The organism is Yinghuangia aomiensis (assembly GCF_039542225.1).
GTDB lineage: Bacteria > Actinomycetota > Actinomycetes > Streptomycetales > Streptomycetaceae > Yinghuangia > Yinghuangia aomiensis.
The window spans coordinates 68440-90876 of record NZ_BAABHS010000018.1; the positions used below are offsets into that span (position 1 = coordinate 68440).

Annotated in this window: 20 protein-coding genes; 15 read left to right on the forward strand and 5 right to left on the reverse strand. The window is 71.6% G+C overall.

Going from position 1 to position 22437, the window contains the following annotated elements; all coding sequences use genetic code 11:
- Positions 1–6 precede the first annotated feature (6 nt).
- Together ABEA93_RS24545 and ABEA93_RS24550 are read left to right on the forward strand one after the other, a co-directional pair.
- On the forward strand, positions 7–372 hold the full coding sequence (locus ABEA93_RS24545; protein WP_345677902.1) for a YidH family protein: 366 nt from the start codon (positions 7–9) through the stop codon (positions 370–372).
- Positions 369–716: a YidH family protein gene (locus ABEA93_RS24550; protein WP_345677903.1), complete on the forward strand. Its 348-nt coding sequence runs from the start codon at positions 369–371 to the stop codon at positions 714–716. Before ABEA93_RS24545 ends, ABEA93_RS24550 begins: the two co-directional genes overlap by 4 nt.
- Positions 717–750: 34 nt before the next feature.
- Here the strand turns inward: ABEA93_RS24550 and ABEA93_RS24555 are convergent, their stop codons facing one another.
- Together ABEA93_RS24555 and ABEA93_RS24560 are read right to left on the reverse strand one after the other, a co-directional pair.
- Positions 751–1251: a MarR family winged helix-turn-helix transcriptional regulator gene (locus ABEA93_RS24555; protein WP_345677904.1), complete on the reverse strand. Its 501-nt coding sequence runs from the start codon at positions 1249–1251 to the stop codon at positions 751–753.
- A gap of 135 nt (positions 1252–1386) precedes the next feature.
- Positions 1387–2871 (reverse strand): MFS transporter, encoded by a 1485-nt coding sequence (locus ABEA93_RS24560; protein WP_425585083.1) that lies wholly within the window; start codon positions 2869–2871, stop codon positions 1387–1389.
- 287 nt (positions 2872–3158) lie between these two features.
- Here ABEA93_RS24560 and ABEA93_RS24565 point away from each other — a divergent pair, with 287 nt between their 5' ends.
- Together ABEA93_RS24565 and ABEA93_RS24570 are read left to right on the forward strand one after the other, a co-directional pair.
- The gene (locus tag ABEA93_RS24565) at positions 3159–3815 is read left to right on the forward strand and encodes a TetR/AcrR family transcriptional regulator (protein WP_345677906.1); all 657 of its coding nucleotides are present in this window, start codon (positions 3159–3161) and stop codon (positions 3813–3815) included.
- A 371-nt stretch (positions 3816–4186) separates the two neighbouring features.
- Positions 4187–5203, forward strand: a complete 1017-nt coding sequence (locus ABEA93_RS24570; RefSeq protein ID WP_345677907.1) for a LacI family DNA-binding transcriptional regulator — start codon at positions 4187–4189, stop codon at positions 5201–5203.
- A gap of 41 nt (positions 5204–5244) precedes the next feature.
- On the opposite strand, the gene ABEA93_RS24575 is transcribed toward ABEA93_RS24570, so the two are convergent.
- Positions 5245–5799 (reverse strand): TetR/AcrR family transcriptional regulator, encoded by a 555-nt coding sequence (locus tag ABEA93_RS24575; protein WP_345678007.1) that lies wholly within the window; start codon positions 5797–5799, stop codon positions 5245–5247.
- Between the two features lie 261 nt (positions 5800–6060).
- Between ABEA93_RS24575 and ABEA93_RS24580 the strand changes: the two genes are divergently transcribed.
- Together ABEA93_RS24580 and ABEA93_RS24585 are read left to right on the forward strand one after the other, a co-directional pair.
- A complete protein-coding gene (locus ABEA93_RS24580) occupies positions 6061–7500 on the forward strand; it encodes a purine-cytosine permease family protein (protein ID WP_425585074.1) in 1440 nt (479 codons plus the stop codon).
- Between the two features lie 57 nt (positions 7501–7557).
- Entirely contained in the window at positions 7558–9204 is a 1647-nt protein-coding gene (locus ABEA93_RS24585) for an amidohydrolase (protein ID WP_345677908.1), read from the forward strand.
- A 221-nt stretch (positions 9205–9425) separates the two neighbouring features.
- Here ABEA93_RS24585 and ABEA93_RS24590 read toward each other — a convergent pair whose 3' ends face one another.
- Positions 9426–10292, reverse strand: a complete 867-nt coding sequence (locus ABEA93_RS24590; RefSeq protein WP_345677909.1) for an NAD(P)H-binding protein — start codon at positions 10290–10292, stop codon at positions 9426–9428.
- Between the two features lie 136 nt (positions 10293–10428).
- On the opposite strand from ABEA93_RS24590, the gene ABEA93_RS24595 reads away from it, so the two are divergent.
- Complete coding sequence (locus ABEA93_RS24595; protein WP_345677910.1) at positions 10429–10857, forward strand: winged helix-turn-helix transcriptional regulator; 429 nt, start codon at positions 10429–10431, stop codon at positions 10855–10857.
- A gap of 140 nt (positions 10858–10997) precedes the next feature.
- Here ABEA93_RS24595 and bldD read toward each other — a convergent pair whose 3' ends face one another.
- Positions 10998–11501: a transcriptional regulator BldD gene (bldD, locus tag ABEA93_RS24600; RefSeq protein ID WP_345677911.1), complete on the reverse strand. Its 504-nt coding sequence runs from the start codon at positions 11499–11501 to the stop codon at positions 10998–11000.
- Between the two features lie 407 nt (positions 11502–11908).
- Between bldD and pyrR the strand changes: the two genes are divergently transcribed.
- From pyrR to pyrF, 8 genes are all read left to right on the forward strand, one after another.
- Positions 11909–12562, forward strand: coding sequence for a bifunctional pyr operon transcriptional regulator/uracil phosphoribosyltransferase PyrR (pyrR, locus tag ABEA93_RS24605; RefSeq protein ID WP_345677912.1), 654 nt, complete (start codon positions 11909–11911; stop codon positions 12560–12562).
- A gap of 4 nt (positions 12563–12566) precedes the next feature.
- Complete coding sequence (locus tag ABEA93_RS24610) at positions 12567–13532, forward strand: aspartate carbamoyltransferase catalytic subunit (protein WP_345677913.1); 966 nt, start codon at positions 12567–12569, stop codon at positions 13530–13532.
- Entirely contained in the window at positions 13529–14827 is a 1299-nt protein-coding gene (locus tag ABEA93_RS24615) for a dihydroorotase (protein WP_345677914.1), read from the forward strand. The genes ABEA93_RS24610 and ABEA93_RS24615 overlap by 4 nt, the downstream gene beginning before the upstream one ends.
- A complete protein-coding gene (locus ABEA93_RS24620; RefSeq protein WP_345677915.1) occupies positions 14824–15429 on the forward strand; it encodes a PH-like domain-containing protein in 606 nt (201 codons plus the stop codon). Before ABEA93_RS24615 ends, ABEA93_RS24620 begins: the two co-directional genes overlap by 4 nt.
- Positions 15426–16637 (forward strand): glutamine-hydrolyzing carbamoyl-phosphate synthase small subunit, encoded by a 1212-nt coding sequence (gene carA, locus ABEA93_RS24625; RefSeq protein ID WP_345677916.1) that lies wholly within the window; start codon positions 15426–15428, stop codon positions 16635–16637. Before ABEA93_RS24620 ends, carA begins: the two co-directional genes overlap by 4 nt.
- Complete coding sequence (gene carB, locus ABEA93_RS24630) at positions 16630–19941, forward strand: carbamoyl-phosphate synthase large subunit (protein WP_345677918.1); 3312 nt, start codon at positions 16630–16632, stop codon at positions 19939–19941. The genes carA and carB overlap by 8 nt, the downstream gene beginning before the upstream one ends.
- A gap of 138 nt (positions 19942–20079) precedes the next feature.
- Complete coding sequence (locus ABEA93_RS24635) at positions 20080–21216, forward strand: quinone-dependent dihydroorotate dehydrogenase (protein WP_345677920.1); 1137 nt, start codon at positions 20080–20082, stop codon at positions 21214–21216.
- 51 nt (positions 21217–21267) lie between these two features.
- A complete protein-coding gene (pyrF, locus tag ABEA93_RS24640) occupies positions 21268–22101 on the forward strand; it encodes an orotidine-5'-phosphate decarboxylase (protein ID WP_345677921.1) in 834 nt (277 codons plus the stop codon).
- Positions 22102–22437 lie beyond the last annotated feature (336 nt).

The following is a 22437-nucleotide window of genomic DNA, read 5'->3' on the forward strand; positions in this document are numbered from 1 at the left end:
GTGACCATGACCTCGGATCGGCGCCGTCCCCGGCTCAAGGACATCGGGGACGAGCCCGATTACCGCTTCACCCTGGCCAACGAACGCACGTTCCTGGCCTGGATCCGCACCGCGCTGTCGCTCCTCGCGGGCGGCGTCGCGGTCGTGCAGTTCCTGTCCGACCTCGGCTCGCGCGCGCACCGCATGGTGCTCGGCTTCGTCCTGGTCGGGATTGCGCTCGTGCTGGCCGCGACCGCGTACCGGCGCTGGTTCCAGGTCGAGCGGGCGATGCGCCTCGGGCAGCCGCTGCCGGGCACGCCCATGCCGCTGGTGCTGTCCGCGGGGCTGACCGCGGTGATCGTCATCAGCATCGTCCTGCTGGCGCTGGGATGACCTCATCCGCCGAGACCGCGTCCGGGCCGCCGCGCGACCCGGGGCTGCAGCCCGAGCGGACCCGGCTCGCGTGGTCGCGCACGTCCATGGCGTTCTTCGCCAACGGTGCCCTGATGCTGCACGCCGGACACCAACTCGACCACTGGGCCTGGACGATTCCCGGTGTGCTGATCCTGGTGGTGGGGGCCGGGGTCTATGCCACGGGGATCCTGCGGCACCGCCGGGTCGAGGCGGCACTGCGCGCCGGGGCACCCGTGGCCGGGACGGTGCCGATCCAGGTCACCGCGGCGGCGTCGATCGTGGTCGGGATCGCCGGCGTCGTGATCATGCTGTTCCACCCGTGACCGCCGCCCGCCCTGCGCACCGGGCGGGGGCCCGTCAGGCGTACCACCACCAGGCCTGCCGCATGCCGTCCGGGATCTGCCCGCCGTCGCGCAGTGTGCGGAGTCCTTCGCGCAGGCCGGCGACCAGGTCGCCGAGGCCGTCGGGGCCGACGGCGCCTTCCCAGGCGCCCTGGATGTCGGCGAGTTCGGTCCAGATGATCTCCACGCATTCGCGGCCGCGGGTGGTGAGGGTGATGCGGCGGGCGCGGCGGTCTTCCGGGTCGGGCTTGCGCTCGACGTAGCCCTGGCGGGCGAGGTGGGTGACGACCTCGCCGGCGGACTGCTTGGTCATGCCGAGGCGGCGGCCCAGCTCGGTCGCGGTGGTGCCGTTCTCGGCCACCAGGGTGAGCGCGAAGCCGTGGGTGGGCCGGATGTCCTCGAAGCCGGCGGCCGTCATCCGGTCGGTGAAGACCTGACTGATGCCGCGCACCGCGCCGACGAGCAGGGTGACGAGTTCCGAGCCAGGGCGGATGCCGCCGAGCGAGTCCTGATACACGCGGTAAGAGTACCTGTCTATCTTGTCCGGGAAAGGCGGAGGGGCCGACTGCTTCACCAATCGGCCCCTCCAGGTTCCCCCGTCCGCCGGGTACGCGCCGTGGTTGCGGCGGCGCGGGCCCGGCGGCGTTCCGGACTAGACGTGTACGGGCACCGCGCCCTCGCGGCGCTCGCCTGTCCGGACGAGCAAGGCCAGCGAGATCGCGCAGGTGAACGCGATCGCGCCGATCAGGAACGACAGGTGCATGCCGTCCAGGAACGAGGCGTGTGCGGCCTCGGAGATCTTCGATGCGACATCGGGAGCCGTGCCCTGCGGGATCGGCGCGATGCCTTGCGAGACCGGGTCCTTCAGGGTGTCGACCTGGGAGCCGGACAGCGTGCCGAGGCCCGCGTCCGACCAGTGGCCGGGCAGCGTCGAGTTGACCTTCGCGGCCATCACGGCGCCGAGGATCGCGGTGCCGAGCGCGCCGCCGACCTGCATGGCGGCCTGCTGGATGCCGGACGCGACACCGGCCAGCTCGACGGGCGCGCTGCCGACGATGACGTCGGTGGCGCCGATCATGATCGGGCTGATGCCGAGGCCCAGGAGGGCGAAGCACGGCGCGGTGGCGGCGAGCGACGCGTCCGCGTCGAACTGCGTCATCCAGAACATCGCACCCGCGCTGACCACCAGGCCCCCGACCATCGGCATGCGCGGCCCGAACCGGCCGACCAGCGCGCCCGCCAGCGCGGAGCCGACGACCATCATCACGGTCAGCGGCAGCATCCGGACCCCGGCCTGCACGGGGCTGAGCCCGCCGACGCCGATGAGGTAGAAGGTCAGGAAGAACAGCGACCCGAACATGCCGAACGCCATGAAGATCATGAGCACGACACCGGACGAGAACGACCGGTTGCGGAACAGCCGCAGCGGCATGAGCGGTTCGGCGGCGCGTGCCTGCCACGCCACGAACAGCAGCAGGAGGACGGCGAACGCGGCCAGGAAGCCGAGCGTGTAGGCGCTGCCCCAGCCGTGCTCGGACGACTTGATGACGCCCCACACCAGGCAGAACATCGCCGCGGACAGCAGCGCGACGCCGGGGATGTCGATCCGGCCGCCGACGCCCGGGGTGCGGGTGTCGGCGAGCACGAGCAGGCCGACGACGATCGCGATCACGCCGAGCGGCGCGTTGACGAAGAAGACCGACTCCCAGCCGATGTGCTGGACCAGCAGGCCGCCGACGATCGGGCCGGCCGCGGACGCCGCCGAGATGGCCGCGCCCCAGATGCCGATGGCCATGTTGAGCTTGCCGGGCGGGAAGCTGGCGCGCAGCAGGCCCAGCGCGGTCGGCTGCAGCATTGCGCCGAACAGGCCCTGCAGCACCCGGAATCCGATGAGCGCGGTGATGTTGCCGGCCACGCCGATGGCCACCGACGTGGCGACGAAGCCGACCGCGCCGGTGAGGAAGATCGTGCGGTGCCCGAACTTGTCGCCGAGCTTGCCCGCCGGGATGAGGAACACCGCGAGTGCGAGCAGGTAGCCGTTGGTGACCCACTGCAGGTCGCCCAGCGAGGCGCCGAGGTCGTCGGCGATCTCCGGGTTGGCGATGGCGACCACGGTGCCGTCGAGCGACACCATCATGACGCCGAGCGCGACCGCGATCAGCGTGAGCCAAGGGTTGCCGCGCAGTCCGGCGCGTGTGCCGGATCGTGGCGAGGAATCGGAGGAGCCGGGCGGTCGTGCGCCCTTCTCCAGGGTCGTGGCGTTCGGCATGGGGAGACCCCCCGGGTGGGACTTGAAAATTCGTGGAACGCTCGTAGATTAGTGGCACTGGGTGACATTTGGCAAAGAGAGACAAATTACACCGGGGGCCAGGTGGCATACTCGCGCCCAATTCGGCAGGCCCATTCGGCAGGAGGGAGTCGATCGTGGAGCACGGCGCACCGGCAACGGGGCTGCGCGAACGCAAGAAGGAGCGCACCCGGGAAGCGCTCATCGACGCGGCGCTCGACCTGTTCTGGCGCAAGGGGTACGACGCCACGACGATCGACGAGATCGCCGCGGCCGTGGACGTGTCGCGCCGGACGTTCTTCCGCTACTTCGCGGGCAAGGAGGACGTCGCGCTCGCCCGGGCCTCCGAAGTCGAGCGCGCCTTCGTGGACGCGGTCGCCGAGCGCCCCGCCGGTGAGCCGCCGGTCGTCGCGATGCGCACCGCGACCTTCACGGTCATGGCCGCGCTGGCCGACGACCCCAAGCGCGGCTCCTCCGAGGCGTTCGTGCGCACCCGCCGCCTCATCGAGGAGAACCCGCACCTGATGGCCGCGAGCCTGCGGCACGCGATGGAGACCGAGCGGCTCATGACCGCGGTCATCGCCCGCCGCCAAGGCGTCGACCTGCACGCCGACCTGCGTGCGGCCCTCACGGTGGCCTGCTTCAACGCGGTGAGCCGGGTGGCGATGGACGAGTGGAACGAGCGCGGCGCCCTCGGCACCCCCGAACTGGCCGCGGTGCTGGAGGACGCCTGGGGGGCGATGGGCGATCTTGTGGACTCCGGGTGGCTCGACACCGGATGGAAGTCCGAATAATCCCGGTAAATCCCTGGGCGAGAACCCCCTGATCGAGTCAAAGAAACAGTAGGGTTTCTTCGGCATACCGAAAGGTGGCGCAGATCACGCCGCGACCCGCGGCGGACCTCCGGCACGCACGGCATGCCGAGCACCATCGAGCGCCACCCGTACCGCCTGCACTGCCCGCACTGCTTGCACCACGCGCACCACCCGCACCACGCATGCCGTCCTGCCCCGGCAGGACTCGTGTCCGCGGCACCAGCGCGGCAAGACAAGACCCGCACAGGACCCAACTGCACAACGGGGGTGTTCGCCATGGGGTTCCGCCCGACCCCGCAGGACACGCCGCGACCGGCCCGCCCGACGGGCCGCACCGAGGGGAGTCGGCGATGAACATGTCCGAGTCCGCGGCCAAGCCGCCGACCAGCGCCGACGTCGCCCGGCTCGCCGGCGTATCCCGCTCCACCGTCTCCTATGTCCTCAACTCGCCGCCCGGCGCCCGGGTCAGTGCCGAGACCCGCGAACGCGTCCTCAAGGCGGTCCGCGAACTCGGCTACGCGCCCAGCGCCCCCGCACGGTCGCTGCGCTCCGGCAACAGCGACGTCGTGCTGTTCCCGCTGCCCCTCCAGCCGATGGGCCAGCTCCTCGAGACCTTCATCGACGAACTCACCGAAGCGCTCCGCCGCCAGGAGCTGAGCCTCCTGATCCACGCGGACCGCTACGCCCGCGGCGCCGACGCCGCCCGCGCCTGGGCGGCCCTCCGCCCGCTAGCGGTCCTCGCCGAATCCGCCCGCCTCACCGACGGCGCCGTGCAGGTGCTCCGCCGGGCCGGCGTCCGCGCGATCTTCGCGTGGGGCCGCGAGGAGCACCCGGGCGTGCCGACGGCGATCTTCGACAACCGGGACAGCGGCGCGGTCGCCATCCGGCACCTCATCGGCAACGGGCACCGCCGCATCGCCTGCCTGGTGCCCGCCGGACCGCTCGCCGCGCTCGGCGCCGACCGCTGGGAAGGCGCCAAGGGCGCCGCCGACGAGGCCGGCATCCAGCTGCGCCGCGTCGACGTCGGCTATGTGCGCGAGGACATCCTCCAGGTCGTGCGCGGCTGGCAGCGCGAAACGGACCCGCCCACCGCGGTGTTCGCCAACAACGACGACTTCGCCCTGATGATCATCTCGGCGCTGCGCGAATGCGGCTGGTCGGTACCGGACGACATGGCCGTCGTCGGCGCCGACGACCTGCCGTTCTGCGACCTGGTCTGGCCGCGCCTGACCAGTGTCGCCATGCACACCCGCACCATGGGCGGCGGCGCGGCGGACGCGCTGACCGCCCTCATGGAGAACAAGCCGTACAAGCACCGCGACCACATGGTGGTGCACCCGCGGGTCGTCGTCCGCGAATCCGGCTGAGCCGGCGGAACGAACCGCGCCGATGAGCGGGGCCGGCCGAGTCAGGCCGGCGCGCCCAGGCGGCCCGCCGCGCGGCGGGCCGCCCGCAGCGCTTCCTCGCGTCCGGTTCCGGCGAGACCGAGCACCACGCGCGTGCTGAGTCCCTCCAGCAGCGCCAGCAGGTCCGACGCGGCGGTGGCGACATCCTCGGCCGCCCAGGCCCCGCGCTCCGCGCCCGACCGCAGGACCGTCTCCAGGTCGGCCTGCCAGCCGCGGTCGATCTCCTCCTGCGCATGCCGCAGTTCGTCGTTGCCCGCGGTCCGGGCCCACAGTTCCAGCCACAGCATCCAGCGCGGGTCGCGCGGGCCGTCGGGGAGATAGAGGGCGAAGAACAGATCGAGCTTGCGCGGCGCGCGCACGCGGCGGGCGAGCAGCTCCGCGCGTTCCGCGGCGAGGCGCTCCTCGCTCCAGCGCAGGGCGGCCAGCAGCAGCTGGTCCTTGCTGCCGAAGTAGTACAGGATGTGCCCGCCGCTGGTGCCGAGCCGCTCGGCCAGTCCGGCCATGGTGAGTGCGGCGAGGCCGTCCTCGGCGATCGCCGCGACCGCCTCCGCGAGCATGCGGTCCTGCGCGATCCGGCCGTCCTTGCGCCGTGCTGCCACCGGTTCTCCCCGCCTTCCGCGGCCTTCTGCCGTCCTGTGCGGACCCTATCGCGGCGGCAGGATTTCTTGAACGCCGATCAAATTTCCGGCGAACCCTTGACAGCGGTGCCGTGCGTCGACGACCTTGAGTGCCGTTCAAGATTCTTGAGCGTCATTCAAACTCTGCGCAAGCGGCCACCCTCCGGTCGCCCGCTTCCGCCCTGCGAGAGGGGAGGCCCGGTGACCCTGCCCAACGTGGACTCCGCGCCCGTACCAGCGGCCGGCGCCGCACCGGCCGGCCCGGCGAGCGACGAGTTGTTCCAGGTCGAGGCCCACGGCATCGACCCGATCCCGGACGCCGAACGGCACGGCGGCGCCAAAGACCTGTTCTGGCTCTGGTTCGGCTCCAACCTGACCTTCACCTACGTCATCAACGGCACCCTCGCCGTCGCCTTCGGCCTGTCCTTCTGGGCCGCCACCGCCGTGGTCGTCCTCGGCGGCCTGGCCTTCTTCGTGGTCAGCGCTCTCGGCCTGGCCGGAATCCGCACCGGCACCGCGACGCTCGTCATCTCCCGCGCGGCCTTCGGCATCCACGGCAACTTCCCGGCCGGACTCCTCAACTGGATCGTCGGCATCGGCTACACGATCCTCAACACCGTCGTCGGTACCATGGCGCTCGACGCGCTGTTCGCCGAACTCGGCTGGCACGGCGGAGACTTCGCCCGGGCCGTGGCGCTCGCCGGGACACTCGCGATGACGTTCGCCGTCGCCATGTGGGGGCACGCGACCGTCCAGGCCGCCGAGCGGTGGTCCGCGTACATCCTCGCCGTCGGCTTCGCGATCCTCATCGTGCTGGTCCTGCCCGACACCGACACCTCGGCCGGCTCCGGCGGCACCACCTTCCACGCCTGGACGCTCGCCCTCGTCGTCATGATCGCCGGCCCGGTCTCGTACCTGCCGATGCCGTCGGACTACACCCGCTACCTCCCGCGCACTACGACGCTGCGCTCGATCACCTGGTGGGGCGCGATCGGCGGCATGCTGTCGTCCGTCCTCCTGGGCGTCGTCGGCGTCGCCGCGGCCACCCAAGCCGACATGACCGACCCCGTCGCCGGCGTCGCCGACCTGCTGCCCGGCTGGTTCCAAGGCCTGTTCCTGTTCCTCGTGGTCGGCGGCTCGGTCACCAACTCGATCCTCACGCTCTACTCGTCGAGCCTGAACCTCCAGGTCCTCGGCATCCCGTGGTCCCGCGCCCGCGGCATCGTCGTCAGCACCGCCGTCATCGCCGCCGGGTCCCTCGCCACCCTGTTCTGGGTCGACTTCACCGAGTCCCTCACGAGCTTCCTGTCCGTGCTGCTGGTGGTCTTCGCCCCTTGGGGCGGCGTGTTCGTCGCCGACACCCTCATGCGCCGCTGCCGCTACGACGCCGACGCCCTCCACGACGCCACCCCCGGCAGCACCTACTGGTACACCCGCGGCGTCCACGCCGCCGGGCTCGCCGCCCTCGCCGCGGGCATCGCCGTCGCCGCGCTCTGCGCCGAATCCGCGCTGTGGACCGGCCCCCTCGTCGCCCCGCTCGACGGCGACTACACCCTCGCCGGAGCCGTCGTCGCCGGCCTCCTGTACTGGGTGCTCGCCCGCCGCGAACCCCAATTCCGCCGGCCGCGGCCGCGCGGCTGACCCGCCACGCCGCACGGCCCGACCGCACCGCACCCCGCACCACCACCGGAGTACACCGTGTCCCAGACCGCCGACCTGGTCCTGCGCAACGCCCGCATCCACACCGTCGACCCCGACCTGCCCGCGGCGGAAGCGCTCGCCGTCGTCGCCGGACGCCTCGCCTGGCTCGGACCCGACACCGGCGCCGACGCCTGGATCGGGCCCGGCACCCGCGTCCTCGACGGTGCCGGACGCCGCGTCCTGCCGGGCTTCGTCGACGCCCACAACCACGTCCGCCTGGGCTCCGACAGCGCATGCGTGCAACTCGCCGGCGCCCGCACCCTCGACGCGATCCACGCCCGCATCCGCACCTGGCACGCCGCGAACCCGGGCGCGGCGTGGATCGAAGCCGAAGCCTTCGACTACTCCGCGATCCCCGGCGGCCGCATGCCCACCGCCGCCGACCTCGACCCGGCCACCGGCGACGTCCCCGCCATCGTGTTCTCCTACGACGTGCACACGGCGTGGCTCAACACCGCGGCGATGCGCACCCTCGGCATCACCCGGGACAGCGACGAACTCCCGTACGGACGCGTCCACAAAGACGAGGCCACAGGCGAACCCACGGGCTTCGTCAGAGACTTCGCGGTCCGCGGCCTGTCCCGCGACGGCCATCGGGCACTGCAGGCCCTCGGCGTGCCGTGGGCGAGCGCCGACCGCCAGTACGGCCGTCTCGCGCGCAGCCTCGACGACGCGATCCGCTTCGGCATCACCACGGTCGTCGAACCGCAGAACTCCCTCGACGACCTGGCCTTGTTCACCCGCGCCCGCGCGGAAGGCCGGCTCCGCTCCCGCATCGTCGCAGCGCTGTTCCACCCGCGCGGCACCACCGACGCGGACCTCGACGACTTCGCCGCCGCCGCCCGCGAATTCGCCGACGACCGGCTGACCGTCGGCCCGCTGAAGCTCTACATCGACGACGTCGTCGAACCGCGCACCGCCGCCCTGCTGGAGCCTTACCACGGCTGCGCGCACCACCGCGGCGACACCTTCTACCCGGCCGACGAATTCGCCGGCCTGCTCGCCAAGCTCGACGCGCGCGGATTCCAGTGCTTCGTCCACGCGACCGGCGACCGCGGCATCCGCACCGTCCTCGATGCCGTGGCGCACGCCCGCACCGCCAACGGGCCGCGCGACGCCCGCCACCAGGTCGTGCACGTCGAATGCCTCGACCCCGACGACGTCCCCCGCTTCCGCGACCTCGGCGTCGTCGCCTGCATGCAGCCGCGGCACTGCGCCCCGGAGATCGCCGGCCCCGGCCAGGACTGGGCGGAGAACGTCGGCGAAGGCCGCTGGCACAAGGCGTGGCCGATGCGCTCCCTGGACGAGGCGGGCGCGGTGCTGGCGTTCTCCAGCGACTGGAACGTCGCCGAAATGGACCCGATGATCGGGATCTACACGGCGGTCACCCGCAAACCGCTCGGCGGCGGCGAAGCGTGGATGCCCAGCGAGACGGTGGACGTCACGACCGCCGTGCACGGCTACACGATGGGCTCGGCCTATGCCAACTTCCTCGAACACGAACGCGGTTCGCTGACCGTGGGGAAGGCCGCGGACTTCGTCGTGCTGTCGCGCGACATCTTCGCGGTCGAGCCGGAGGAGATCCCCGGCACGGTGTGCGAACTGGTGGCGGTGGCGGGGGAGATCGTGCACGAAGCGTCGTGATGGCGTGTGAGGGGCGTGAGGAGGCGTGACGACGGCGGCGCATATGCCGGTCCGATCATCAGCGCCGGGGGATCCCCTAAACACCAGCATGGCACCGCCGCGGGGTGGGACGGCTCCGGCCGTCCACAGCCCGCAACCCGTCCCCACCACGTCAAGGCCCCGCCCGCACCACCCGGTGCGGACGGGGCCTTCCGTGCTGACCGTGCCCGAAGGCGCGCCGCTCACACGCTCTTCAGCGCCTCCGTGACCGCCCCGGACAGCGTCGTGGTCGGACGCCCGATCAGCGACCGCAGGTCCGCGCTCACCAGCGCCAGCGCGCCGCCGCGGGTGTGCACCTCGGCGTCCGTCAGCATGTCCACCAGCCCGGCGGGCAGGCCCGCGCCGGTGAGGACCGCGGCGTAGTCCTCGGCCGGCAGGTCGGTGTAGGCGAACGGCTTGCCGGTCTGCTTCGCGACCTCCGCGGCGAGCTCGCCGAGCGTCCACGAGGCGTCCCCGGTCAGCTCGTACGCCTTCCCATCGTGCCCGGTGCCCGCCGCCACGACCGCCGCGGCCTCCGCGAAGTCCGCGATCGACGCGGCCGCGATCCGGCCCTCCGCCGCCGTGCCGACCAGGCCGCCGCGGCCGAGCGCGTCCGGGATCCCCGCCGTGTAGTTCTCGAAGTACCAGCTGTTGCGCAGGAACACGAACGGGATGCCGGTCGCGCGGATCAGCTCCTCCGTCGCCTTGTGCACCGTCGCCAGCGACAGCGGGTTGGTGTCCGCCTCGGCGATGGACGTGTAGACGATCCGCCCCACGCGCGCCTGCTGCGCCGCGGCGACGGCCGCACGGTGCTGCCCGATCCGCAGCGCGTTGTCCGGCGCGTTCGCCGACACCAGCACCAGGGTGTCCGCGCCCGCGAAGGCCGCGGCCAGCGTGTCGGGACGGTCGTAGTCGCCCTCGCGGACGGCCACGCCGCGCGCCGCGAGATCCGCGGCCCGCTCGGGACCGCGCACCGCGACGGCGATCTCCGCGGCCGCCACGCCGCGTGCGAGCAGGCTCTCGACGGTGAGGTGGCCGAGACGTCCGGTGGCTCCGGTAACGACGATCACAGGGTTCTCCTCCGGGAAAGGAACGCGGCGCCGAGCGGCGCAGCACTGGCCACAACGTTGGCACTAACTTTTGGAAAGTGCAACCTTGAGAGCAGTGCACTCGTGATTGCAGTGCGGTGGAGGTACCGTGAACACCATGACGACCGCGAAGACCACCCCGACCGCTGAGGACGACGGCCTCGAAGAGGTCGTCTTCGACGTATTCGCCCGCGGCTGCCCGTCGCGCCCGACCATGGAGCACGTCACCGGCCGCTGGGGCGGCCTCGTGCTCGTCGCGCTCGCCGACGGCGACCTGCGCTTCAACGCGCTGCGCCGCCGTGTCGACGGGATCAGCGAAAAGATGCTCGCCCAAGCCCTGCACGCGCTGGAGCGCGACGGCCTGGTCGTCCGCGAGGTCAAGCAGGCGATCCCGCCGAACGTCGAATACCGGCTCACCGAGTTCGGCTCCGGCGTCGTCGAACGCCTCCAGGAGCTGATCGGGTTCGTCGAGGGCAATATGGCCGGCGTGCTGGCTGCCCAGCAGCGCTACGACACGGCGAAGGCGAACGCCGAAGCGGGCGCGTAGCGCATCGGACCGTCCCCCGGTCCGCGTCGTCCGTTATGCGGACGGTCGGCTACACGCCCTGTGAACAACTGCCGTGGGGCCCGGAGAGTTCGCGAACTCTCCGGGCCCCACGGTTTTGTGACGCTGCGTCAGCTGTGTGGTCAGGCGCCCGCGGTGGTGTCCACGGCGCGGCGGGCCTCGGGGTTGAGGACGCCCCAGCTGATGAGCTGCTCGGTGAGCACACTCGGCGACTGGTCGTAGATCACGGCCAGCGTGCGCAGGTCGTCCTGGCGGATCGACAGCACCTTGCCGTTGTAGTCGCCGCGCTGGCTCTGGATCGTCGCGGCGTAGCGCTGCAGCGGGCCCGCCTTGTCGGACGGGACCTGCGAGAGGCGCTCGAGGTCGAGGACGAGGCGCGGCGGCGGCTCGGCGGCGCCGTTCGGTGTGCCGCCGGGCAGCAGTTCCTGCACCGGAACGCCGTAGAAGTCGGCGAGTTCGGCGAGGCGCTGGACCGTGACGGCGCGGTCGCCGCGCTCGTACGACCCGACGACGACGGCCTTCCAGCGCCCTTGGGACTTCTCTTCGACGCCGTGCAGGGAAAGGCCCTGCTGGGTACGGATGGCGCGGAGTTTCGCCCCGAGCTGCTTGGCGTAGTCGCTGGACATCTGGCTCCCAAAACAGGTGACTGACCGTGAAGGCCCACCGGTTCCCTGTCGAGCCGATGGGGGAGGGCCACCGCCGCGCTCCGCGATTCCCGCTCGGACCCGGCCGCGGATTCCGCTGCCGACCCGGATGCCGGCCCGCTTCGGGGGTCGACAGGTCGCGAGTGTCGCGTTTCGCCCGGTGGTCACTCATTGTGAGGTTACGCAGAGTGATTTGGGGCCGTCAAGCCGAACGGCCTAACCGGTACGTCCGGCCCTCGTCCACGGGCCTTTCGGCAGCGCTGCGTACAGGCCGTCCGGTTGGAAGAACCGTGCAAATGGGAGAGATCATCGTCCTGGTAGTCTGAGGGGCGTTACCCGACGTCCTTTAAAGCCCGTCCCGTGAGACGGGGAAGGAGGTCTGCTTCCGCATGACCAACGCAGTACCCACTCCGGGGCTCCCGCCGAGCCCCCGCCCCGGCGACCTGGACCCGGCGTCCGCCCGGGCGGTCCTGGAGGCCCCCGATATCGCCCGGGTGCTCACCCGCGTCGCCCACGAGATCGTCGAACGCGCCAAGGGCGCCGACGACGTGGTCCTCCTCGGCATCCCGACCCGCGGCGTCGCGCTCGCCCGGCGCCTCGCCGCCCGCCTCGAATCCATCGAAGGCATCACGATCCCGGTCGGCGCCCTCGACATCACGATGTACCGCGACGACCTGCGGCTGCGGCCCGCCCGCGCGCTCGAGCGCACCGAGATCCCCGCGGACGGCATCGACGGCAAGCTCGTCGTCCTCGTCGACGACGTGCTGTTCTCCGGCCGCACCATCCGCGCCGCGCTCGACGCGCTGAACGACATCGGACGGCCGCGCGCCGTGCAGCTCGCCGTCCTCGTCGACCGCGGCCACCGCGAACTCCCCATCCGCGCCGACTACGTGGGCAAGAACCTGCCCACCTCGCAGCGCGAAAAGGTGCAGGTGCTCCTCGAAGAGCACGACGGCCGCGACGCGGTCCTCCTCGGCACCCGCGGAGACACCGCCCAGGCCGGTCCGCCAGGCGACCCGGCATCCACCCCGGAAGCGAAGTAGCAGCGTGAAGCGTCACCTCATCTCGGCCGCCGACCTGACCCGCGACGACGCGCTCCTGATCCTCGACACCGCCGAGGAACTCGCGCACATCGCGGAACGCCCCATCAAGAAGCTCCCCACCCTGCGCGGGCGCACCGTCGTCAACCTGTTCTTCGAGGACTCCACCCGCACCCGGATCTCCTTCGAAGCGGCCGCCAAGCGGCTCTCCGCGGACGTCATCAACTTCTCCGCCAAGGGCTCCTCGGTCTCCAAAGGCGAAAGCCTCAAGGACACCGCACTGACCCTCCAGGCGATGGGCGCCGACGCGGTCGTCATCCGGCACCACGCCTCCGGCGCGCCGCACACCCTCGCCAACTCCGGCTGGCTGCGCGGCTCCGTCGTCAACGCCGGCGACGGCACCCACGAGCACCCCACCCAGGCCCTCCTCGACGCGTTCACCATGCGCCGCCACCTCAACGCGGGCAAGGGAGACCTGGACGGGCGCAAGATCACCGTCGTCGGCGACGTGCTGCACAGCCGCGTCGCACGCTCCAACGTGCTGCTGCTCGCCACCCTCGGCGCCGAGGTCACCCTGGTCGCCCCGCCGACGCTGCTGCCGATCGGCATCGAGACCTGGCCGTGCCGGGTGTCCTACGACCTGGACGCGGTCCTGGCCAAGTCCGACGCGGTCATGATGCTGCGCGTCCAGCGCGAACGCATGAACGCCTCCTACTTCCCGACCGAGCGCGAGTACTCCCGCCGCTACGGCCTGGACCGCAAGCGCATGGACGCGCTCCCCGAGCACGCCATCGTCATGCACCCCGGCCCGATGAACCGCGGCATGGAAATCGCCGCCGAGGTCGCCGACTCGACCCGCTCGACCATCGTCGAGCAGGTCACCAACGGCGTCAGCGTCCGCATGGCCGTCCTGTACCTGCTGCTCGGCGGATCCGAGCCCGCCATCACCACGACCGAGGAGTCCGCGAAGTGAGCACGTACCTGATCAAGAACGCCAAGGTCCTTGGCGGCGCCGCACAGGACGTGCTCATCTCCGACGGCCGTATTGCCGAGATCGCCGAAACCGGGCACGGCCTCGAGCCCGCCGACGCCGTGCAGATCATCGACGCCGAAGGCCACATCCTGCTGCCCGGCCTCGTCGACCTGCACACGCACCTGCGCGAGCCCGGCCGCGAAGACGCCGAGACCGTCGAGACCGGCACCCGCGCCGCCGCCCTCGGCGGCTACACCGCCGTGCACGCCATGGCCAACACCGACCCGGTCGCCGACACCGCCGGCGTCGTCGAGCAGGTCTGGCGCCTCGGTCAGGAAGCCGGCCGCTGCGACGTCCACCCCGTCGGCGCCGTCACCGTCGGCCTCAACGGCGAACGCCTCGCCGAACTCGGCGCCATGCACGACTCCGCCGCCAACGTGAAGGTCTTCTCCGACGACGGCAAGTGCGTCCACGACGCCGTCATCATGCGCCGCGCCCTCGAATACGTGAAGGCCTTCGACGGCGTCGTCGCCCAGCACGCCCAGGAGCCCCGCCTCACCGAAGGCGCCCAGATGAACGAGGGCACCGTCTCCGGCGTCCTCGGCCTCCGCGGCTGGCCCGCCGTCGCCGAAGAAGCGATCATCGCCCGCGACGTCCTCCTCACCGCACACGTCGGCTCCCGCCTGCACGTCTGCCACGTCTCCACGGCCGGCTCCGTCGAGATCATCCGCTGGGCCAAGTCCAAGGGCTGGGACGTCACCGCCGAGGTCACCCCGCACCACCTCCTCCTCACCGACGAGCTGGTCCGCTCCTACGACCCCGTCTACAAGGTCAACCCGCCGCTGCGCACCGCCGCCGACGTCGCCGCGCTCCGCGAAGGCCTCGCCGACGGCACCATCGACGCCGTCGCCACCGACCACGCCCCGCACCCGTCCGAGGACAAGGACTGCGAGTGGGCCGTCGCGGCCATGGGCATGCTCGGCCTCGAGACCGCCCTCGGCATCGTGCAGCAGACCATGGTCGACACCGGCCTGATGGACTGGGCCGGCGTCGCCGACCGCATGTCCGCACGCCCCGCACGCATCGGCCGCCTCGACGGCCACGGCCGCCCCATCGCCGTCGGCGAGCCCGCCAACCTGGTTCTCGTCGACCCCGCGGCACGGCGTACCGTCGAACCGTCAGAACTCGCCTCGCGGAGCGCGAACACCCCCTACGCCGGCATGGAACTCCCCGGCCGCGTGGTGGCGACCTTCCTGCGCGGCGTACCGACGGTGATCGACGGGAAGCTCGCGTGAACACTCGCATCCTGGCCGCTGCGGAAGACGCGGTCGAGAAGAAGTCCGCGAACGTGTCCGACTGGAGCGGTTACCTGCTCTGGGTCGGCATCTTCGCGGTGCTCATCCTCGGCCTGTACTTCCTGATGTGGCGCGCCTGGCAGAAGCGGGCCCGCCGCCAGGCGGACCTGCCCGCGCCCGCCGAGGCCCCCGCCGAAACGGGGACGCCCCTGCTGCCGGAGCTGGCCGGCCGCTACTTCGGCAGCACCGTCGCCGGGCAGTGGCTGAACCGGATCGTCGCGCACGGCCTCGGCACGCGCAGCGCCGCGGACCTCACCCTCACCGAAAAAGGCTTGCGGGTGGACCGCCCCGCCGCGGCAGGATTCTTCATCCCCGCCGGGGACCTGGTCGAGGCCCGCTTCGAGAAGGCCATGGCCGGCAAGGTGCTGCCCGAAGGCGGCCTGCTGGTCGTGACCTGGAAGCTCGGCGACGCGCAGCTGGACTCCGGCTTCCGCAGCGACCACGCCGCGGAACACGACGCATGGGTCGACGCCGTCAACCGCCTCGTGGCGGGCGACGTACCGGCCCCGAACGGCACGAACAAGGAAGGCACCGCACAGTGACCGCACAGAACGCCCAGGCCGCGGGCCCAGCCGTCCTCGTCTTGGAGGACGGCCGCACCTTCCGCGGCAGCGCGTACGGCGCGGTGGGGGAGACCTTCGGAGAAGCGGTGTTCTCCACCGGCATGTCCGGCTACCAGGAGACCCTCACCGACCCGTCGTACCACCGCCAGGTCGTCGTCATGACGGCCCCGCACGTCGGCAACACCGGCGTCAACGACGAGGACCCCGAGTCCTCGCGCATCTGGGTGTCCGGGTACGTCGTCCGCGACCCCGCGCGCCGCTCCTCGAACTGGCGTGCGCAGCGCAGCCTCGACGAGGAACTCGTCACGTACGGCGTGGTGGGCATCTCCGGCATCGACACCCGGGCCCTCACCCGCCACCTGCGCGAACGCGGTGCGATGCGGGTCGGCATCTTCTCCGGCGCGGCCATCGCCGACGACGCCACGCTGCTCGCCAAGGTCCGCAACGCGCCCGAGATGACCGGCGCCGACCTGGCCGGCGAGGTCGCCACCAAGGAGCCCTACGTGGTTCCGGCGATCGGCCCCGACGGCGAAGCCGTCCCGATCGGCACGGCGAAGTTCACCGTCGCCGCGCTCGACCTCGGCATCAAGGGCATGACCCCGCACCGCATGGCCGAACGCGGCATCGAGGTGCACGTGCTGCCCGCCAACGCCACCGCCGACGACGTCTACGCCGTCGACCCGGACGGCGTGTTCTTCTCCAACGGCCCCGGCGACCCCGCCACCGCCGACCACCAGGTCGCCGTCGCCCGCGCCGTCCTGGACCGCGGCACGCCGTTCTTCGGCATCTGCTTCGGCAACCAGATCCTCGGCCGCGCGCTCGGCTTCGGCACCTACAAGCTGAAGTACGGCCACCGCGGCATCAACCAGCCCGTGCAGGACCGCACCACCGGAAAGGTCGAGGTCACCGCGCACAACCACGGCTTCGCCGTCGACGCGCCCCTCGACAAGGTGAGCGACACCCCGTACGGCCGCGTGGAGGTCACGCACGTGTGCCTGAACGACAACGTCGTCGAAGGCCTCGGCCTGCTCGACAAGCCCGCGTTCAGCGTGCAGTACCACCCCGAGGCGGCAGCCGGCCCGCACGACGCCGCCTACCTGTTCGACCGCTTCGTCGAACTCATGACCGCCACCACCGAGAACACCGCAACGCCGAAGAACAAGAAGTCGGAGACCAAGAGTGCCTAAGCGCAGCGACCTGAAGTCCGTCCTGGTCGTCGGCTCGGGCCCGATCGTCATCGGCCAGGCCGCCGAGTTCGACTACTCCGGCACCCAGGCGTGCCGGGTCCTCAAGGCCGAAGGCCTGCGGGTCATCCTGGTCAACTCCAACCCGGCCACGATCATGACCGACCCGGAGGTGGCCGACGCGACGTACGTCGAGCCGATCACCCCCGAGTACGTCGAGAAGATCATCGCCAAGGAGCGCCCCGACGCCCTCCTGCCGACCCTCGGCGGCCAGACCGCGCTCAACACCGCGGTCGCGCTCAGCGAGAACGGCGTCCTGGAGAAGTACAACGTCGAACTCATCGGCGCGAACATCGACTCCATCCAGAAGGGCGAGGACCGCGACCTGTTCAAGGGCGTCGTCGAACGCGTCCGGGAGAAGATCGGGCACGGCGAGTCCGCCCGCTCGGTCATCTGCCACACGATGGACGAGGTCCTCGCCGGCGTCGACACCCTCGGCGGCTACCCCGTCGTCGTCCGACCCTCGTTCACCATGGGCGGCGCCGGCTCCGGCTTCGCGCACGACGAGGAAGACCTGCGCCGCATCGCCGGCCAGGGCCTCGCGCTCTCCCCGACCACCGAGGTGCTCCTCGAGGAGTCCATCCTCGGCTGGAAGGAGTACGAGCTGGAGCTGATGCGCGACAAGCACGACAACGTCGTGGTCGTCTGCTCCATCGAGAACTTCGACCCGATGGGCGTGCACACCGGCGACTCGATCACCGTCGCCCCCGCCATGACCCTCACCGACCGCGAATACCAGCGGCTCCGCGACATCGGCATCGCGGTCATCCGCGAGGTCGGCGTCGACACCGGCGGCTGCAACATCCAGTTCGCGGTCAACCCCGACGACGGCCGCATCATCGTCATCGAGATGAACCCGCGCGTGTCCCGCTCGTCGGCGCTCGCGTCCAAGGCCACCGGCTTCCCGATCGCCAAGATCGCCGCGCGCCTCGCCGTCGGCTACACCCTCGACGAGATCCCCAACGACATCACGCAGGAGACCCCCGCGTCGTTCGAGCCCACGCTCGACTACGTCGTCGTCAAGGTCCCCCGCTTCGCGTTCGAGAAGTTCCCGGCCGCCGACTCCAGCCTCACCACCACGATGAAGTCGGTCGGCGAGGCCATGGCCATCGGCCGCAACTTCACCGAGGCCCTGCAGAAGGCCCTCCGGTCGCTGGAGAAGAAGGGCTCGCAGTTCGCCTTCCACGGCGCGCCCGGCGACAAGGCCACCCTCCTCGACCTCGCCAAGACGCCCACCGACGGCCGCATCAACACCGTCATGGACGCCATCCGCGCGGGCGCCACCCCCGACGAACTCTTCGAGTCGACCCGCATCGACCCGTGGTTCCTCGACCAGCTCTACCTGGTCCACGAGGTCGCCGGCGAGATCGAAGCCGCCACCGAACTCACCCCCGAGGTCCTGCGCCTCGCCAAGCGGCACGGCTTCTCCGACGCCCAGATCGCGGGCATCCGCGGACTCCGCGAAGACGTCGTCCGCGAGGTCCGGCACGCCCTCGGCATCCGCCCGGTCTACAAGACGGTCGACACCTGCGCCGCCGAGTTCGCCGCGAAGACGCCCTACCACTACTCGTCCTACGACGAGGAAACCGAAGTGGCGCAGCGGTCGCGTCCGGCCGTGATCATCCTCGGCTCCGGGCCGAACCGCATCGGGCAGGGCATCGAGTTCGACTACTCGTGCGTGCACGCCGCGTTCGCCCTCGCCGACGCCGGCTACGAGACCGTCATGGTCAACTGCAACCCCGAGACCGTCTCGACCGACTACGACACGTCGGACCGGCTCTACTTCGAGCCGCTCACCCTCGAAGACGTCCTCGAGATCGTGCACGCCGAGCAGCAGGCCGGCCCCGTCGCGGGCGTCCTCGTCCAGCTCGGCGGCCAGACCCCGCTCGGCCTCGCCCAGGCCCTCAAGGACAACGGCGTGCCCATCGCGGGCACCTCGCCCGAGGCCATCCACCTCGCCGAGGAACGCGGCGCCTTCGGCCGCGTCCTGCACGAGGCCGGACTGACGGCGCCCAAGCACGGCACCGCGTTCTCCTTCGACGAGGCCAAGGCCATCGCCGACGAGATCGGCTACCCGGTCCTGGTCCGCCCGTCGTACGTCCTCGGCGGCCGCGGCATGGAGATCGTCTACGACGAGGAATCCCTCGCCACCTACCTCGAGCAGAACGCCGGGCTGGTGTCCGACCACCCGGTCCTCGTCGACCGGTTCCTCGACGACGCCATCGAGATCGACGTCGACGCCCTCTACGACGGCGAAGACCTGTACCTCGGCGGCGTCATGGAGCACATCGAGGAAGCCGGCATCCACTCCGGCGACTCCGCGTGCGCCCTCCCGCCGATCACCCTCGGCGGCTTCGACATCAAGCGGCTCCGCGCCGCCACCCGCGGCATCGCCGAAGGCGTCGGCGTCCGCGGCCTGATCAACATCCAGTTCGCGCTGGCCGGGGACATCCTCTACGTCCTCGAAGCCAACCCGCGCGCCTCCCGCACGGTGCCGTTCGTCTCCAAGGCGACCGCGGTACCGCTCGCCAAGGCCGCCGCGCGCGTCTCCCTCGGCGCCACCATCGCCGAACTCCGCGCCGAAGGCCTCCTCCCGGCCGAAGGCGACGGCGGCACCCTGCCGATGGACGCGCCGATCGCCGTCAAGGAAGCCGTCCTCCCGTGGAACCGCTTCCGCGACGAGCACGGCCGCGGCGTCGACACCGTGCTCTCCCCGGAGATGCGCTCGACCGGCGAGGTCATGGGCATCGACGCGTTCTTCGGCACCGCCTACGCCAAGTCGCAGGCCGGCGCCTACGGCGCCCTGCCGACCAAGGGCCGCGCGTTCGTCTCGGTCGCCAACCGCGACAAGCGCTCCATGGTCTTCCCGGTCAAGGCGCTCGTCGACCTCGGCTTCGAGATCCTCGCCACCCAGGGCACCGCCGAGGTGCTGCGCCGCAACGGCGTCACCGCCACGATCGTGCGCAAGCACAGCGAGGGCACCGGCCCGAACGGCGAGCCGACCATCGTCCAGCTGATCCACGACGGCGCGGTCGACCTCATCGTCAACACCCCGTTCGGCACCGGCGGCCGCCTCGACGGCTACGAGATCCGCACCGCGGCCGTCACCCGCGGAGTCCCGAGCATCACCACCGTGCAGGGCTTCGCCGCGGCCGTCCAGGGCATCGGCGCGCTCGTCGCGGGCGACATCGGCGTCCGCTCCCTCCAGGAGCACGCCGAACACCTCATCGCGGCACGCGAGAGCTGACATGACCGGCAAGGGGTCCCCCGGAAGCACCGGGGGACCCCTTGGCATGCCCCGCCGCATGCGCTGCCGCACGCCGGGCCGGACGCCCGGCCCCCGCCGCCCCCCGCCCGCCCGCCTCGCCGAGAGAGCCGACCACCGATGAGCTACCCGCTGTTCTTCAAGTACGTCCTGCGCAACCTCGACCCCGAGCAGGCCCACCACCTCGCCTTCGGCGCCATCCGCGCGGTCGGCCGCGTCCCCGGCGGCCGCACCGCTCTCGCCAAGGTCCTCGCCCCGCGCGACCCCGCCCTGGCCGTCCGCGCCTTCGGCATCGACTTCCCCGGCCCGTTCGGCCTCGCCGCCGGCTTCGACAAGAACGCCGTCGGGATCGACGAACTCGGCGCCCTCGGCTTCGACTTCGTGGAAATCGGCACGGTCACCGCACAGGCCCAGCCGGGCAACCCCAAGAAGCGCCTGTTCCGGCTCGTCGAGGACCGCGCCGTCGTCAACCGGATGGGCTTCAACAACGACGGCGCCACCGCCGTCGCCGCCCGCCTGCACGCCCGCGGCCCGCGCCGCCCGAAGCACCCGACCGTGCTCGGCGTCAACATCGGCAAGACCAAGGCCGTCCCCGAGGCCGAAGCCGCCGCGGACTACGTCGCCTCCACCGAGAAGCTCGCGCGGCACGCCGACTACCTCGTCGTCAACGTCTCCTCGCCCAACACCCCCGGCCTGCGAAACCTGCAGGCCGTCGAGCACCTGCGGCCACTGCTCGCCGCGGTCCGCGACGCCGCCGACCGCACCGTCACCGCACGCCGCGTCCCGCTGCTCGTCAAGATCGCCCCCGACCTCGCCGACGACGACATCGACGCGGTCGCCGACCTCGCCCTCGAACTCGGCCTGGACGGCATCATCGCCACCAACACCACCATCGGCCGCGACGGCCTGCGGTCCTCCGGCGCCGAGGTCGAGGCGTGCGGCGCGGGCGGACTGTCCGGCGCCCCCCTCAAGGCCCGCTCCCTGGAGGTCCTGCGCCGTCTGCGTGCCCGTGTGGGCGGCCGGATCGTGCTGGTCGGGGTCGGCGGCGTGGAGAACGCCGCGGACGTCTGGGAGCGCCTGGAAGCCGGTGCCACCCTCGTCCAGGGCTACACCGGGTTCATCTACGAAGGCCCGTTCTGGTGCCGCAAGATCCACCGCGAGCTGAGCGACCGCCTCCGCACGTCCACGTACACCTCCCTCGCCGAACTCACGGCCGTGACGAGCGCCGACCGCGCTCGCGGCACAAACGACGAGTAACCGGGCAAAACCCGCCCGTTCATCAACCTCAACCCGAGAGTGAGACTCCCGATGGTGCAGCCGTTCGGCGCCCGCCTCCGCGCCGCGATGGACGAACGCGGCCCCCTCTGCGTCGGCATCGACCCGCACGCCGCCCTCCTGCGGGCCTGGGGCCTCGGCGACGACGTCGCCGGGCTGGAAACCTTCACCCGCACCGTGGTCGAGGCGCTCGCCGACCGGGTCGCCGTCCTGAAGCCGCAGAGCGCGTTCTTCGAGCGGTTCGGCAGCAAGGGCGTCGCGGTCCTCGAACAGGCCGTCGCGGACGCCCGCGCGGCCGGTGCCCTCGTGATCATGGACGCCAAGCGCGGCGACATCGGCTCGACGATGGCCGGATATGCCGCCGCCTACGTCGACAAGAACAGCCCGCTCGCCTCCGACGCGGTCACCGTCAGCCCGTACCTCGGCTTCGGCTCGCTGCGGCCGGTTCTCGACCTTGCCGCCGAGCACGGCGCGGGCGTCTTCGTCCTCGCGCTCACCTCGAACCCCGAGGGCGCCGAGGTCCAGCGCGCGGTCACCGCCGAAGGGGCCGAGGTCGCCGCCGCGATGCTCCGGCACATCGCGGTCGAGAACGCGGGCGCCGCGCCGCTCGGCTCGGTCGGCGCGGTGGTCGGTGCGACGCTCGGCGACACCGGCGTCGACCTCGCCGTCAACGGGCCGCTGCTGGCGCCCGGCATCGGGGCCCAGGGTGCGACCCCCGCGGACATCCCGCGGGTCTTCGGCGCCGCTGCCCGCAACGTCGTCCCGAGTGTCAGCCGGGAGATCCTGCGGCACGGGCCGTCCGTCGACGCGCTCCGCGAGTCGGCGGCGCGCTACGCGGGCGAATGCCGCGACGCGGTCGCGGGCTGACCGCGTCGGGGACGCCGGGGAACGCGACGAAAACCGCGACCGGAACCGCGACCGAAACCCCCTGTCCCAATAGTCGCTTTCGTTACGCAGAAACCCTTCTGGCTGGTCGGCCAGTCCGGCCGATCGTCAGGCAAAGTCCCCCTGGGGTTGACTTTTCGGCGGTTTCGGGCGACGCGGCGCGTTCCGCCGACTAGGCTCCCTGACAAGCTCACTCGGTCGAGCGTTTCGCGTTGCCGCGGGCGCTGTGACCAGCTAGGTTCCACAGTTGCGGTCGCCCGAAGGGGGGCGGCCGAGGACAGCAACCATCCGGTGTATCGAAGTCCGAGGTGACACGGC